The 13,409-nt window shown below is 58.3% G+C and carries 15 protein-coding genes; 2 read left to right on the top strand and 13 right to left on the bottom strand.

The window, feature by feature from the left end:
* Nucleotides 1–4: 4 nt before the first annotated feature.
* The 10 genes from A0U94_RS13780 to A0U94_RS13735 all read right to left on the bottom strand — a co-directional run bounded on the left by A0U94_RS13780 (nucleotide 5) and on the right by A0U94_RS13735 (nucleotide 7,701).
* Nucleotides 5–604 (bottom strand): hypothetical protein, encoded by a 600-nt coding sequence (locus A0U94_RS13780; protein WP_208611653.1) that lies wholly within the window; start codon nucleotides 602–604, stop codon nucleotides 5–7.
* Between the two features lie 10 nt (nucleotides 605–614).
* Complete coding sequence (locus tag A0U94_RS13775; protein ID WP_062030642.1) at nucleotides 615–1,016, bottom strand: hypothetical protein; 402 nt, start codon at nucleotides 1,014–1,016, stop codon at nucleotides 615–617.
* 54 nt (nucleotides 1,017–1,070) lie between these two features.
* Complete coding sequence (locus tag A0U94_RS13770) at nucleotides 1,071–2,450, bottom strand: hypothetical protein (RefSeq protein ID WP_062030640.1); 1,380 nt, start codon at nucleotides 2,448–2,450, stop codon at nucleotides 1,071–1,073.
* A 70-nt stretch (nucleotides 2,451–2,520) separates the two neighbouring features.
* Entirely contained in the window at nucleotides 2,521–3,036 is a 516-nt protein-coding gene (locus tag A0U94_RS13765; protein WP_231865369.1) for a phage scaffolding protein, read from the bottom strand.
* Nucleotides 3,033–4,451, bottom strand: a complete 1,419-nt coding sequence (locus A0U94_RS13760) for a phage portal protein (RefSeq protein WP_077803692.1) — start codon at nucleotides 4,449–4,451, stop codon at nucleotides 3,033–3,035. Before A0U94_RS13760 ends, A0U94_RS13765 begins: the two co-directional genes overlap by 4 nt.
* A 46-nt stretch (nucleotides 4,452–4,497) precedes the next feature.
* Nucleotides 4,498–5,811 (bottom strand): phage terminase large subunit, encoded by a 1,314-nt coding sequence (locus A0U94_RS13755; RefSeq protein ID WP_077803691.1) that lies wholly within the window; start codon nucleotides 5,809–5,811, stop codon nucleotides 4,498–4,500.
* Entirely contained in the window at nucleotides 5,795–6,163 is a 369-nt protein-coding gene (locus tag A0U94_RS13750) for a hypothetical protein (protein ID WP_244178022.1), read from the bottom strand. The genes A0U94_RS13755 and A0U94_RS13750 overlap by 17 nt, the downstream gene beginning before the upstream one ends.
* A gap of 125 nt (nucleotides 6,164–6,288) precedes the next feature.
* Nucleotides 6,289–6,636 carry a hypothetical protein gene (locus A0U94_RS15970; RefSeq protein WP_143412388.1) on the bottom strand — a complete coding sequence of 116 codons (348 nt, stop codon included), beginning with the start codon at nucleotides 6,634–6,636 and terminating at the stop codon, nucleotides 6,289–6,291.
* Between the two features lie 217 nt (nucleotides 6,637–6,853).
* On the bottom strand, nucleotides 6,854–7,396 hold the full coding sequence (locus tag A0U94_RS13740) for a hypothetical protein (protein WP_077803689.1): 543 nt from the start codon (nucleotides 7,394–7,396) through the stop codon (nucleotides 6,854–6,856).
* Entirely contained in the window at nucleotides 7,396–7,701 is a 306-nt protein-coding gene (locus A0U94_RS13735; protein WP_062108440.1) for a hypothetical protein, read from the bottom strand. The genes A0U94_RS13740 and A0U94_RS13735 overlap by 1 nt, the downstream gene beginning before the upstream one ends.
* Nucleotides 7,702–7,897: 196 nt before the next feature.
* Between A0U94_RS13735 and A0U94_RS13730 the strand changes: the two genes are divergently transcribed.
* Nucleotides 7,898–8,206 (top strand): helix-turn-helix domain-containing protein, encoded by a 309-nt coding sequence (locus A0U94_RS13730; RefSeq protein WP_011252760.1) that lies wholly within the window; start codon nucleotides 7,898–7,900, stop codon nucleotides 8,204–8,206.
* A gap of 551 nt (nucleotides 8,207–8,757) precedes the next feature.
* Here the strand turns inward: A0U94_RS13730 and A0U94_RS13725 are convergent.
* From A0U94_RS13725 to accD, 3 genes are read right to left on the bottom strand one after another with little or no spacing between them, the layout of a single operon-like run.
* A complete protein-coding gene (locus A0U94_RS13725; protein ID WP_077804001.1) occupies nucleotides 8,758–10,272 on the bottom strand; it encodes a replicative DNA helicase in 1,515 nt (504 codons plus the stop codon).
* 44 nt (nucleotides 10,273–10,316) lie between these two features.
* On the bottom strand, nucleotides 10,317–11,639 hold the full coding sequence (locus tag A0U94_RS13720) for a bifunctional folylpolyglutamate synthase/dihydrofolate synthase (RefSeq protein WP_077803688.1): 1,323 nt from the start codon (nucleotides 11,637–11,639) through the stop codon (nucleotides 10,317–10,319).
* Nucleotides 11,639–12,508 (bottom strand): acetyl-CoA carboxylase, carboxyltransferase subunit beta, encoded by an 870-nt coding sequence (gene accD, locus A0U94_RS13715; RefSeq protein WP_062028164.1) that lies wholly within the window; start codon nucleotides 12,506–12,508, stop codon nucleotides 11,639–11,641. Before accD ends, A0U94_RS13720 begins: the two co-directional genes overlap by 1 nt.
* A 287-nt stretch (nucleotides 12,509–12,795) precedes the next feature.
* Between accD and A0U94_RS13710 the strand changes: the two genes are divergently transcribed.
* Nucleotides 12,796–13,359, top strand: a complete 564-nt coding sequence (locus tag A0U94_RS13710) for an HdeD family acid-resistance protein (protein ID WP_077803687.1) — start codon at nucleotides 12,796–12,798, stop codon at nucleotides 13,357–13,359.
* Nucleotides 13,360–13,409 lie beyond the last annotated feature (50 nt).

Below are 13,409 nucleotides of genomic sequence, written 5' to 3'. Positions count from 1 at the left end.
CCCCTCAGACCTGCTGAAACGACATGGTGCACCGGATACCGAACCCGGATATTTCCACCGCATTGACCGTATAAGTCGTCCCCAGATCGGTCGTGACCGTCATATACGGCGTCAGCACAACTCCCGGCAGAAGCGGAAGATACATCACGGACTGACCCGGACGTGTCGCCCCCGGAACACCACTTCCCGAAGATTCTCCCTTCGCGCGCATGATGATGGCCGCCGGACACTCCGAGACGAGCGTCTGCACCACTCCCGTAACACCACTGACCGAGACCGTGCGGCTGCACACCACACACAGCGGCGGCCGCAGAGGCTCCACAGACGCCACGAAATACGTCCGGCCACTCGCAGCAAGAATATCGCCCACCTGCGTATCATCCCGGCGATCCGTCAGAACATATTCCGTCGGAATCCCCCATCCGATCGGACGCTCGAACGAAAATCCGGCATCCACATCGAAAGCCAGCATGGGCTGCGCATAAAGCACATCCATCGGCGTCAGACCGCCCGAAGGACGATACTGCTCGCCCGAAGCCCCGAGAACCTGGGCCGCCTTGGCATATCCCCTGGAGAGCCGGGCTGCGATCATTGCCTGCTGCACACCGCTCTCCTCAAACCACGATCGCTCGGCCGTCCTGCAGTTCCAGTCCACCCGTCACACCCAGAAACGCACACAGACGACGACGCCACAGCGTAAACAGCATCATCCGATCCTGCACTTCGCGACCATTATGATACCAGCTTGCTGCCCGTGCCGTATCCAGATTGTCCGACGACGCCGTAATCGCCGTCTCCAGCGGATAAAGCTGCGACAGATAAAGCCGGATCTGCTGTAATTCCGCTGCAGACAGATAATTCATCCGCCATTCCAGCGCGCCTTCCACCTGAAAGAAACGCCAGGATTCCTGGTTCCCCTCCCGCGATCCGATCGCGGGATATCCACAGAACCGACGGACATCCATTTTCTCTCCTTCCGAGAGAATATCCGTCGATAAACCAACCGTTCCGGACATGTCATTCCCCCCGCAAGAAAGGCCCCCGCCTCAAAGACAGGGGCCGAAAAAAGGTCAGAACGTCAGACCAAGCGCATCCGTACCAAGGCTCTCGATCACAACACCCCGCTTGAGATAGCTGTTCGTCGCCGTCGGAATGACAGTCATGTCCGCCGTCACGTCGGTCGGCAGAGCAAAACCGCCAATCCAGTACCAGGACTGCGCAATGATCTGACGCAGTCGATCCAGCGGCTCACGCGTCACCATCGCCACGCTGTCCACCATCTCGATCAGCGCCCGCTCGGCATCCGGAATGTCGGAATGACCCGTCAGCGCACAGTCGCCCTCGATCAGTGCGCCTTGGCCGAGAAGAAGCGCGCGATGAATGGAACCCGCTCCAAGCGACGCCTGCTGCGGCGCTTCCGTCGTCGGAATAAACCGTACCCCCAGAAGCTCAATCACTTGTCCGGAACGATACTCTTCCGAACCGTAGGCACCACGATACAGATGCTTGAAGTCCGGATCACGGAAGAGCGACAGAAGCTGCAGATCATCCAGATAACAGTGATACGCACCATTGATCATCGGCACGTTGTTACGCCGCAGTGTCGCCACACCGGCCAGAACCTGCTGAATGCCCAGCGTATCTGCCAGACCGTTCGCACTCGCCGTCTGCAACGCCGCAGTTGTCAGACGACCATTCGGACGGATTACCATCGGCGCAGTGGACGCCACAACGGCCTGACCTTCCGTACCATCCGCAACCGACACGGAAGCCGAGAACGTCATCTGCCCCGAAATACCGCCCGGCGCCGTAGATACGTTCGTTCCATCGGCCACAACATTGACTAGCGTATAGACATCGCTGCCGACCGTCACTGTCATGCCGTAGGTCGCACTGAGCGCTGTGACCTGACCATTGACGATCACGGACTGGAAACCACGGATGTCATCAACCGAAATGGTATTTCCAGCGCTCCCGAGCGTCGCCGTCACACGTGTATTGCCGCCCAGATAGCCGCCCACACCATTCTGCGCGCCACCAAACAGCGTATTGCGCGCCAGCCGGTCGAGAGACTGCATCGCCTGCACACCGTTGGTGTTGGCATTGGCCAGAAACTGCGACGCAATCCCCACACCACTGGTTACCATGTTCAGGTCAATCGTATCGCCATACTGGTTGATCGACAGCGTATACTGCTCAACGGCCCAGCCAGAAGGGCTCAGACCATTATCAAAATTGGTATTTCCCGTCGGATTAAGTGGCGTCGTCACAGGCGCCTTGAGGCTCTTGCGGGTTTTCGTCAGCGTCTCGCCAATGGCGTTCGGGAACACTTCGCGATCGGCAACCTGGCGGAAACCCAGACGGGATTTCAGGCCATTCTCAAACTCGCGGGCCAGAAAACCCTGCTGGATGGCGGCCTGAAGCTGAACAGGAAAATTATCAATGCTCATGTATTTTTTCCGTAAATGTGTTGTCTGAACCCGGCCTGCCATCAGACCCGGTCAAATATCGTCCCGAAGCTCACTTCTGAGCCAGAAACTGCCATTTGCGCGTTTCGTAATCCGCCTCGCTGACGGCCCGCGCATTGAACGGTTCCATCCCACCCGGACGAGGCGCAGCCTGCCCGACCGTCGTCCCGCTCGAATATCCAGGCCTCAATACCTCACCAAACAGATAGGCCCGTTCCTGACGGGCCTGCTGCAAAGCTTCGGACACACCGACCACCGAGCCGTCTTCGCCCCGCTCGATCCCGTTGAGATCAATCAGCCGCACAACATCATCAGGATTATGTGCACCATTGCGGATCGCTTCCGCCCTGAGCGCCGCCACAATAACTTCCCGGTTACTGTCCTCCCGCATCCGGGCCAGCGCTTCTTCATGATTACGCTGAAGCGTCTCCTGCCGCGTCACAACATCCGTCATTTCCTGACGGACCGCCTCAACTTCGCTCCGCGCTTCATTCAGCGCCTGACGCAGAGCATCCACATCCTCAATGGTGTCATCAGTTCCGGACATCATTCCCCCGTCAACACTCATGCTTGTTCAGAAGCACACCACTGCTCCAGCATTTTCCATTCCGTATTCGGATCAGAATTTCCCGATGCCATTGCAAACATCCGAACCGCAGTCTCGCGGCTCAGAATTCCATTGGAGACCGCCACCACCAGTCCCTGCACCAGAGACAGCAACTCCGGGTCCGTGGACGGAAACCACGCCGGCCACCGCAAACTCATGCGGCAATATGGCAGATCCTTGACCAGTTCGCCCCCAAGCCGCAGCCCGTTTTCCAGCACACAGGAAAAGCGACACGCCATCCTGTAAATCGACAGCAGCGCACCTTCCCCATAGGAATGCCGCAGACGATCCACCAGCCAGATCAGCGGCTGACACATCATCTCCATGGCCTTGCCGGACTGCGCCCCGCCAACCCGGTCACCATGCGCACGGTTTCCGTGAAGCTGCTCCAACACCACCAGCCGCAGTTCCCGATAATGATCGAGCACCGCACCCGCAGCATTTCCGTTGATCTCCAGAAGCTTCGCATCTCCCTCAGGCGGAAGCGTCAGCGCCGAAGCCGCACCGCCCTGATGCGCCACCCCGTCGGAAAAACCACCCGTTTTCAGGACCAGCGTCGGATCGGAGCCATATTTCAGCCCCCGCCCCGCCTGAGACAGCAGATAATCCGCTTCGATCACCGTATCGATGGCCCGCTCGAACGTGCACTCGCCTTCAGGATCGCGCCCACAGGGCCCACCCAGATTGCGCGTCCACACAATTGGCACAAACCCCAGCCCATGCCGAACGGACCGGCTTTCATCCCGAACGCCGCCATCCATTCCCACCAGCCAGGGCACGGACACCGCACAGTCGACCGGCGTCCAGACCCGCTGCCACCAGAACTGAGCGCCCAGAAGCTCACCCGCAATCGGATAGCCCTGCGCCGCCAGATCCCGTCCCCGAACCAGAAACCTTTCCTCGACCCGCAACAGTTCCCCCGTCGCATCATCCCAGAACGGCGTCAGATACGCCGTCTCCAGAACAGACAGCTTCGGAACCCCAGCCGACACTTCGAACAGGATCGCAACCGATCCGACAGAACCCAGCCGCGCCGCCTCCATCAAAAGCGATGCCAGCCTAGTCTGCGACGCGAATGTGCTCATGGCATGCGTTACACGCGCATCATCCGTCACCAGCCCGGGCCAGTGCGTATCGCCAAACAGCAGCGAAACCGACTCATCCACAACCGTCCGGCACAGATTGGTCCGGACCGAAGGACGGCGACTGGATAACGGAATATATTCGCCCGCTCCCGACTTCTCCATCGAGAACGGATGCGACAGAGCATCATACTGCGTGCCGTCCAGAACACGCTTGAGCGCCAGCAGCCGCGCCGTCCGCGCGGACGCACCCGCAGGAACAGCATAACGCTGTTGCAGGGACAACCAGTCCATGTGTTCTCCATTGTTTCAGGCCGCTTACCGACCTGAAAAGGTCGGCTCAACGCGCCAGCGAAAATCCAGACGGACTCCAGCCCGTCATGCCGCCACTTCCGGCAAGCATCAGTTCACTCAGCCCCCAGACCATCGCATCCGCCCGATCCGGAGATCGTGGCCCGCGATATCCGCTGACCGAGAAGTGACAGAGCTGATCCTCCAGAGCCGTAAACCGGCCATGGTGAACAACCCTGCCAACCTCATAGAGCGCTGCAACCGGCTCTGCGCGTGCCGCCTTCCCCCGCGCCGCCGTCACCAGCTTGACCGAGGCATGCGCCCGCACACTCCGGATCGTGCCCTCTACCAGAGCCCCGCCGAAGTTCCGCTCCGCAACAATGCGTTCAGCACCCCATTCATCAAATGCCCGCAGGGCCCTGGCAGCCCAGCCCGCCGGACTATCCCTGGCAGACAAATCTTCCAGAACATGCCCCACACCAGCCGCATCAACGCCGCAGACCACAATCCCGATCTCGTCGGACCTGTAATCTTCCGGTCCCGCAGCGCCCGAAGGATCAACAGACACCAGAATACGCCGCATCCGGGCCGCGACATCCGCCCGGCTCTGCGCCGTAATCGCTGTCTCACGGCGGAACATCTCCAGCCGCCACAGCGCACCCTCGACAACGGATTGATATTCACCATACAGAAACCGCCGCTTTTCCCGCTCGGGAAGCGCTTCAAGACTGACGAGATAATCCTCACTCAGATTGTCCCGGTTCGCCTGCGGATTCAGGATCATCGTTGCATACAGCGACCGATCCTCCAGCGGCTCCCCCGACTTGGGCTCGATCCCGCTTTCGAAAAGCGCATAAAGCCAGTGCCCCATGCTCGGCGGGTTGGCATCGATATATTCCTTGACCGCAAGATCCGTCTTCTGCGCCAGACGCGTCAGAAGCATATTCCGCGCGCCATAACTGATCTGACTGGCCTCGTTCAGATAAACCGTCGCAAATTCCAGACCCAGAATCTTCTCGGTCCGCTGCTCGTCATCCAGCCCCCCGAAAAAGATCGTCGATCCATTCGGGAACGTCACAACACAATCCTGCCGGTCCAGCTTCCACCCGACCTGCGGAAAACACATCCGCATGACCTTCGGAAACGTATCCCGCAAAACCGACGCCTTCAGCGCCGTCAAACGATGACGAAAAATGCCATGTCGACTTTGCGACGCCTTCAGCGCCCGTATCACAACCGCCCGAACCAGAACAAAGGTCTTTCCCGACCGCGACCCACCTCTCAGAAGAATATGCCTTGCTGGCCCACCAAGCAGCCGCACCGCCTCACGCTGCGAGTCATTGAGCCTAAAGGGCGCTGTCATCACTGCTGATATTGATCGAGATCGTCCCCAAACGCCCATCAGCCTCCATGCCAGTCCTGAAACGGGACGGACGATGCGCCCGAAGCAGAAACGCCATCAAGCCGTCGCTGTAGCGTTTGCGGACAATGGGATTTCCCGTGTCCGGATCACAGACAACACGTCCCGCATACGTAATGGGTTCATCATATCCCTCTACCGCCCTGCGCCGCGCTTCCGCTTCCAGAGCGTCCGCAGCCTCCTCAAGAGCATCCTCCCAGCGGGATGAAAAATCCTTATCCGCCTCTTTCCAGAGATACAGCGTACTCCGCCGGACCTCCGCGACACGTCCGGCTTCCGAAATATTTCCACTCACAGACAGATGCTCGAGAAATCTCTTTTTCCGTTCTTCTGACTGTCCCCGCCGCAAGGAACACTTACCGGATATTTCTTCACCCATCTGCTTCAACCTTTTCCCCAGATCGCCCCGAGAGCCGACCATCAGCCCGCTCTCAGCGCAGCCTCCCTGCGGCTCATCATCATGCCCCCCTCCAGCCAGACAGTCCGGACCGGCTTGGGCCGCGAACGTCCGCTCTGACACGTTCCTTTCCGTGCCTGGGTCTCCACATTGCGCTGCGCCTGCTCCCGTTCGGCCCGCACTGCCACACGCGCAAGGGTCGCCGGCGCAACCTGCCCAATCATCCGGACGGAAAGAACCGGGCGCTGACAGGGAATGGACCTGCACCTCACATCCAGACGTGAAAGACCGGCATCCACCAGTTCATGCCACTCTAGAGCGACATCAGCCCGATGAAGCGGCTCCCCCTCATAAACAAGAGGACACCCCACGATTGAGTCTGATTTTTTTTGAAGGACAATAAATGTCTGGCGACCAGACAACACAACGCTACCAGAAGAAATGTCACATTTTTCCATCGATCAGGAAACTTCCAAAATAAAAGCCGATCTCCTTTTAAGAAGATCGGCTTTGGATATTTATGTATAATTCTTCAGTATGCATTCTTTATATCAAAACTGCGCTCAGATAGCAAGCGATAATTTATCGTTAACAGGATTTTTTCCTGTTCTTCTTTTTGGAAATCACATCATAAACATGTGCAAGCTGCTCCAGAAGCAGCGCGCACTGGGCCGAAACCTTCATCCGCGCACGCCCCTCTGACAAAGCAGGATAAAGATGACGCGCCATGGCCGAAAACGACATCTCGCGCGCCAGAAGCATCTCAAGACGAACATGCGCACAAAGACCAAGCATCTCGCGGATCTGGGTCATCCGCGCAGAACACTGCCCGCGCCCGATCATCCATGTGTGGATGTCACCCCGCTCCCGGACACGACCGTCAGACGATGGATTTTCCATCACCCCAAGAGAGGCAAAAACATATTCGCGATACCAGCGATCCGCAGCCGCCAGTTCCTCATCTCCGATATCGCCCGCATCATACATGGACTGCACCGCATTCACGACCCGGAATATCTTGTCTTCCTCACGGATCTCGGAATGCTGATACCGTTCCGCAGTCGGCTTCACCATGACTTCAGATCCCCCATGACCACCTGCCAAAGGCACTTCCTGCACCAGGCCGAACATCAGTTGATCTCCATGCCGGTGTCACGCCCACCCATCGGCTGCAATCCCGGAAAAACCGGCACCAGATCGGCTCCCCACAACGCATTCCAGGTTACAGGATGCCCCGCAGGAAGAGCGTCGGTCGTCTCCCTGTCCGTGATCACTCGCGTCCGCAGCGACGATGCCCCGGATGTTTTCTGAGCGGAACGACGACGCCCCTTGCGCGCACTTCCACGCTCGGGTAGCCAACCATCAGATGCCAGCATGGCAGCAAGGGAGCTTGCGGATACACGACGCGGTACGGAACCTGATTTGACCTGCCTCATTTCAATATCCTTCCTTAATACGAAACTTTGATTAATTTTGGCAAAATGCCACAGCATGTGATAAAAAAAACTTCTTCTGGATTTGGCATAAAGCCATTGCTAAAAAGGCCTCATGGCCAAACACAAGCGCCCTGACTCTCTGACCACACTCCAACGAGCCATCGGAACTCGCATTTCCTGGGCCCGTGAGCTCGTCATGCCCAACCAGAGCGAATGCGCCCGCCTGCTGGGCGTGGATGCTTCCACGCTGAACAAGATCGAACGCGGCGACCGTGCGCCTAGCGTCTTTCTCATCGCGGCGCTCTCGAACCGGCTGCGCGTATCGACCGATTTTCTTCTGAAAGGCGTCCTGAACGGTCGTACCGACGAAGAACTGGCCCTGCGGCTGGCTGCCCTGCACCCAGAACTGGTGCTCCAGCGGCAAGACATGGCTCCGAACACGGACAGAAACACGTCTTCCGACACACCTGATCCGCCCAAGAGACCAGATGAGGAGATCCATTAGTGGCCGTTTCACTGGTTTCCGTACGCATCTAAGTGCCCCCATTCGATACAACACGATCAATTCGCTTCATCGATGGAATGAACAAATCAGAAACATTTCCGGTCATCAGATATTCCAAACTCATGACCGGCTCCCTTCCTTCCTCGTCAGCCACCCCCATGGCGACTGCCGATTAACGATAAATTAATGGCACTTTGCCACTGGGTCAAGAAACAAATGTGGCTTTGAGCCATTATGACAGGTTTTAGCTGCTACCACTTTCTCGCATTGCAGCCATGCTCCAGGACAGAAAACACCTTCTCCCTTTCGCGATTTTCCCGCAAAACTGATGGGAAGAGTTTCATATTTCAGCTTTTTTCAAGCGCGGGATTTTCGTGAAAATCGTACCGGTTTTATATTAATTAACCGATTGCGACGTTCTGTGTCTGCTCTTTAATCGCGGAATTCTCGAAAAGGCCGTAACGATTTTACCGCCTCTAAAGCGCGCCCCATTAACGGGACACCTTTCCTAAATCGCGATGTTTTTCACAGTACTCACCCTCTGCGGAGCGCTACTCGTGAATAACGTCCAGATCCCCAAATCGGGTATATTCGCCTTCGAAATATAACTGGATCATTCCAGTAGGCCCGTGCCGCTGCTTCTCAAGAATCAGCTCAGCCTTGTTATGCACCAACGCCATCTTGCGCTGCCATTCTTCTGTGGCGACCTGAAACTTGTCGTTGCTGTCATAGGCACTGTCTTTGGGCTGACGCTGCTGCAGATAATACTCGTCGCGATAAACGAACATGACCGCATCCGCATCCTGCTCGATGGAGCCCGATTCGCGCAGATCCGACAGCATCGGTCGTTTGTCTTCACGCGATTCGACCTGACGAGACAGCTGGGACAGCGCAATCACCGGAACAGAAAGCTCTTTCGCAATCGCCTTGAGCCCCTGCGTAATCATCGAAATTTCCAGAACACGGCTGTCAGGCTTGGTCCCGATCGCAGGCCGCATCAACTGAAGATAATCCACAACAACAAGGCTCAGTCCCTGCGTCCTAGCCAGACGTCGGCAACGCGTTCGCATGGCGGACAGGGAAATCGCCGGCGTATCGTCAATATAAAGCGGCAACCTCTGAAGCTCCCGCGCCACACGGACAAACCGGTCGAATTCCTTCTGCCCGATATCGCCACGTCGGATTTTCTCACCCGAGACCTCAGCCTCGCCCGACAGAATACGGGTCGCCAACTGCTCGGACGACATTTCCAACGAGAAAATAGCGACCGACCCCTTGGGCTTTTCCCCACTATCCTCAGCATCCCGCAGAATCGACCGAGCCGCCGAGAACGCAATCTTGGTCGCAAGCGCCGTCTTGCCCATCGCAGGACGCCCTGCAAGAATAATCAGATCGGAAGGATGCAAACCGCCTGTCCGCTTGTCGAAGTCCCGCAAACCCGACGTGAGCCCCACCACATCGCCTGTCCGCTGATAGGCCTTGGTCGCAACTTTGACTGCTTCCGTCAGCGCATTGGTGAACGAAACAAAACCGCCTTCCTGGCCCCGCTCTGTCGCCAGTTTGAACAGCGCTTCTTCGGATGCCGCGATCTGATCCGATCCGTCCAGATCCGGCCGCGCTCCAAAAGCATTGTTCACGACCGTCTCACCGATATCGATCAGCTGCCGCCGCACCCAGGCATCATGGATCACCCGCCCATAATCACCCGCATTAACGATTCCGACCATCGCCGTCAGCAGCTTGGCGAGATACGCAGGCCCACCCGCCGCATCCAGAACGCCCGTATGTTCGAATTCCGCCCGCATGGTCACGGGATCAGCCAACTGCCCCCGCTCGATCCGACGAGCAATCGCTTCATAGATCCGACCATTCAGCGGATCAGAAAAATGAGCTGGCTCCAGAAAGTCCGAAACCCGCTCATACGCCTTGTTGTTCGTCAGGATGGCGCCCAGCAACGCCTGTTCGGCAGCCACGCTGGACGGAGGACTGCGCCTCAGCAGGAGACCCAGATCTCCATCGTTCGAGGAAACATCAGAAGCGGACGGAGAGGAATGCAATTCGATCATGTTCACGCGCCCTTCTAACATCCCGCGCTGTCACCAGAAACGGATTAACTGGCGATCCAGCCATCCTCTGCCAGAACCACACCCGCCAGATAAAGGCTACCACAGATCAGCACCCGGGCCGGAGCACCCCCTTCGGCAACCAGACGCTCCAGCGCCTTTCTGACCGTCGGCCCGGCAATCGCACGTCCGCCAGAAGCTGCAACGATTTCCTCAACTGACATCGCCAGATGCTGCCCCGGCTCTGAAACAGCCTGAACCGACGTCGCCCTTTCAACAATCGGCCTCAGAAAACCCGACGCATCCTTGGTCTGTTTCACCCCCGCGATCACGTGGACAGGCCGATCTTTCCAGCCGTCGAGAACCGTCCCCAGCACCTGCCCGGCATCGGGGTTATGCCCGCCATCCAGGTACAGCTCCCACCCCTCAGGCAGCATTTGGGCCAGCAAGCCGTCCAGCCGCTGCAAGCGTGCAGGCCAGAATGTCCGGGCAATACCCTGATAGGCGGAAGGCGGCAGCTTCAGTCCAGACACACGCAAAGCCGCTACGGCCAGCGCCGCATTCCCGTCCTGATGCTGGCCTTTCAATGCCGGCAAAGGCAGCGAAAGCGTCCCGTCCGCATCCCGGTAATCCAGACCATCCATTCGCTCAGTGACGAAAATATCCTGTCCCACCACCCGAAGCGGCGCATCCAGTTCCTCAGCACGGTGCCGAATGACGTCCAGAGCATCCGGCGCCTGAGCGGCCGAAACAACCGGAACTCCGGCCTTGATGATTCCAGCCTTTTCCCCGGCAATCGCCGCGACAGTGCCACCCAGAAACGCTTCATGATCCAGACTGACCGGCGTAATCACACAGACAGCAGGCTTCGGCACGACATTGGTCGCATCCAACCGCCCCCCAAGCCCGACTTCCAGAACCACCAGATCCGCAGGCACCTGCGAAAACAGCAGAAACCCCGCGGCCGTCAGAACCTCGAAAACCGTAATCGAAGCGCCTGCATTGACCTGCTCGACTTCCTCGAGCGCGGCAACCAGCACATCCTCATCCACCAACCGTCCGGCCAGCCGGAACCGCTCGGTCACGCTCACCAGATGTGGACTGCTCATGACATGCACCCGCAACCCGGCTGCTTCGGCAATCGCCCGCAGATTGGCGCATGTACTGCCCTTGCCATTCGTACCCGCCACATGAATGACAGGCGGCAGATGACGCTCGGGATGGCCCAGCTTCGCCAGAAGCACCTCAAGCCGTCCCAGCGAGAGGTCAATCAGCGCCGGATAAAGCTCCTGCAAGCGCGCAAGCACGGCACCCGACCGCCCCTGATATTCGCCGGACAGCCGAACAGGCGCCCCACGCTCCGCAGTCATCAGATCGCCGAGTCAGAAACGGTTTTCTGGCGCGTCATAATGCCCAGAATCCGCCCCAGCAGTTCCGGAAGCTCGGACCGCTTGGCTACGATATCGACCATCCCATGCTCGCGCAGATACTCCGACCGCTGAAAGCCTTCCGGCAGTTTCTCACGGACGGTATCCTGAATGACGCGCGGCCCCGCAAACGCGATCAGCGCGTTAGGCTCGGCAATATGCACATCCCCCAGCATCGCAAAGGATGCCGAGACACCGCCCGTCGTCGGATTCGTAAAGACGACAACATAGGGCAGACCCGCTTCCTGAAGCATCTGCACACCGATCGTCGTCCGGGGCATCTGCATCAGACTGACAACGCCTTCCTGCATCCGCGCCCCACCCGAAGCCGTGTAGACCACCAGAGGCGCTTTCTGCAGAACAGCCAGACGACAGGCCGCCACAAATGCCTCACCCAGCGCAGCCCCCATGGTCCCAAGCAGGAACTCCGGCGCCATGACCGCAACCACGGCCTTCTGCCCCTTGATCAGACCATGCGCAACCACAAGCGCTTCATCGAGATGGGATTTGTTCCGCGCATCCTTCAGACGGTCCGTATAACGCTTGGAATCCTTGAACCCCAGCGGATCGACCGGCATCTTCGGCAACTCGATGGTGGTGTATTCTCCGCCGTCAAACGTCCAGCCCAGACGCTCCTTCGCCGTCGCACGCATATGATGGCCGCAATGCGGACAGACCTTCTCGGAACGCTCCAGCTCCTTGGTGAGCATCATCTGCCCGCAGGATTCACAGTTGGTCCATAGATTGTCCGGCACATCCCGCTGAAGCAGGCCACGCAGCTTGGGTCGGACGTAGTCGGTCATCCAGCTCATGTCGTCTCATTACTTTCTGCCCGCCTTCAGAACAAAGGACGGAGTAGGGGGTAAAGCCCGGCGAAGGGCCACATTCTCTGGGCGCGTTTTAACGCCAGGCCATCGATTATGCCAGCCCATCCATCAGCTGCCGCACCTTATCTCTCCCGCCGACCATACAAAACATGTCATCCTCCCTGATACGAACCACGATATGACGCGTTGTGTCCCAAAACCGGCAGGCCCTCCAACACCGACCAGCCACTACAGACCCTGTTAACAGACCACGCTTCCAAACGGAGAAACCCATGTCCGACAGTTTCAAAACCCTTCGGTTTACCAATCCCCAGGGCCTCAAGCCCGGCTGGTTCATTGGCTTCGGCGCTTTCCTGATCGTCCTCGGCATTCTGGCCGCCCTCGATACCATCGCCACAACCCTCGCCAGCATGGTGATCCTTGGCGCCCTGATGATCGTCGGCGGCGTCGCACAGATCATGCAGAGCTTCGCGCATCGCGGCCTTCCCGTCCCGAACCAGTGGCTGTCCGGGCTGATCGGCGGCCTTTACATCTTCGGCGGTATCCTCCTGATCGAGGAACCCGCAACCGGCTCGATCTTCATCACAGCCATTCTCGCAGGCTGCCTGATCTTTGCAGGCCTCGCCCGGACCTTCTGGGCAGGAGGCCATCGCAACAACAGAAGCTGGATCATGCTCGCCTTCAGCGGCCTCATTACACTGCTCGTCGGCATCCTGCTCTACATGACGCTGCCCTGGTCCGGCCTCTGGCTGATCGGCATGTTCATCGCTGTAGAACTGCTGATGGCAGGCTTCTCAACCGCCCTGTTCGGACTGTCCCTGCGTAACAACACCTGATCAGACCTTTTCCGGCAGGCCCTGCCTGCCGGAACCACATCTTTCAGACC

It is taken from the genome of Gluconobacter albidus (assembly GCF_002005485.1).
Taxonomy (GTDB): Bacteria; Pseudomonadota; Alphaproteobacteria; order Acetobacterales; family Acetobacteraceae; genus Gluconobacter; species Gluconobacter albidus.
The sequence above is the reverse complement of the archived record's forward strand: the minus strand, read 5'-3'. Positions and strand labels throughout refer to the sequence as shown.

Excerpts from the sequence above, each read along its gene's own strand:
- A0U94_RS13720 (WP_077803688.1), bottom strand. The coding sequence starts at position 11,639 with ATGACTGCGGAGCGTGGGGCGCCTGTTCGGCTGTCCGGCGAATATCAG.
- A0U94_RS13735 (WP_062108440.1), bottom strand. The coding sequence starts at position 7,701 with ATGAGGCAGGTCAAATCAGGTTCCGTACCGCGTCGTGTATCCGCAAGC.
- A0U94_RS13775 (WP_062030642.1), bottom strand. The coding sequence starts at position 1,016 with ATGTCCGGAACGGTTGGTTTATCGACGGATATTCTCTCGGAAGGAGAG.
- A0U94_RS13710 (WP_077803687.1), top strand. The coding sequence starts at position 12,796 with ATGTCCGACAGTTTCAAAACCCTTCGGTTTACCAATCCCCAGGGCCTC.
- A0U94_RS13740 (WP_077803689.1), bottom strand. The coding sequence starts at position 7,396 with ATGTTCGGCCTGGTGCAGGAAGTGCCTTTGGCAGGTGGTCATGGGGGA.
- A0U94_RS13760 (WP_077803692.1), bottom strand. The coding sequence starts at position 4,451 with ATGGACTGGTTGTCCCTGCAACAGCGTTATGCTGTTCCTGCGGGTGCG.
- A0U94_RS13770 (WP_062030640.1), bottom strand. The coding sequence starts at position 2,450 with ATGAGCATTGATAATTTTCCTGTTCAGCTTCAGGCCGCCATCCAGCAG.
- A0U94_RS13725 (WP_077804001.1), bottom strand. The coding sequence starts at position 10,272 with ATGATCGAATTGCATTCCTCTCCGTCCGCTTCTGATGTTTCCTCGAAC.
- A0U94_RS13765 (WP_231865369.1), bottom strand. The coding sequence starts at position 3,036 with ATGAGTGTTGACGGGGGAATGATGTCCGGAACTGATGACACCATTGAG.
- A0U94_RS13730 (WP_011252760.1), top strand. The coding sequence starts at position 7,898 with ATGCCCAACCAGAGCGAATGCGCCCGCCTGCTGGGCGTGGATGCTTCC.
- accD (WP_062028164.1), bottom strand. The coding sequence starts at position 12,508 with ATGAGCTGGATGACCGACTACGTCCGACCCAAGCTGCGTGGCCTGCTT.
- A0U94_RS13755 (WP_077803691.1), bottom strand. The coding sequence starts at position 5,811 with ATGACAGCGCCCTTTAGGCTCAATGACTCGCAGCGTGAGGCGGTGCGG.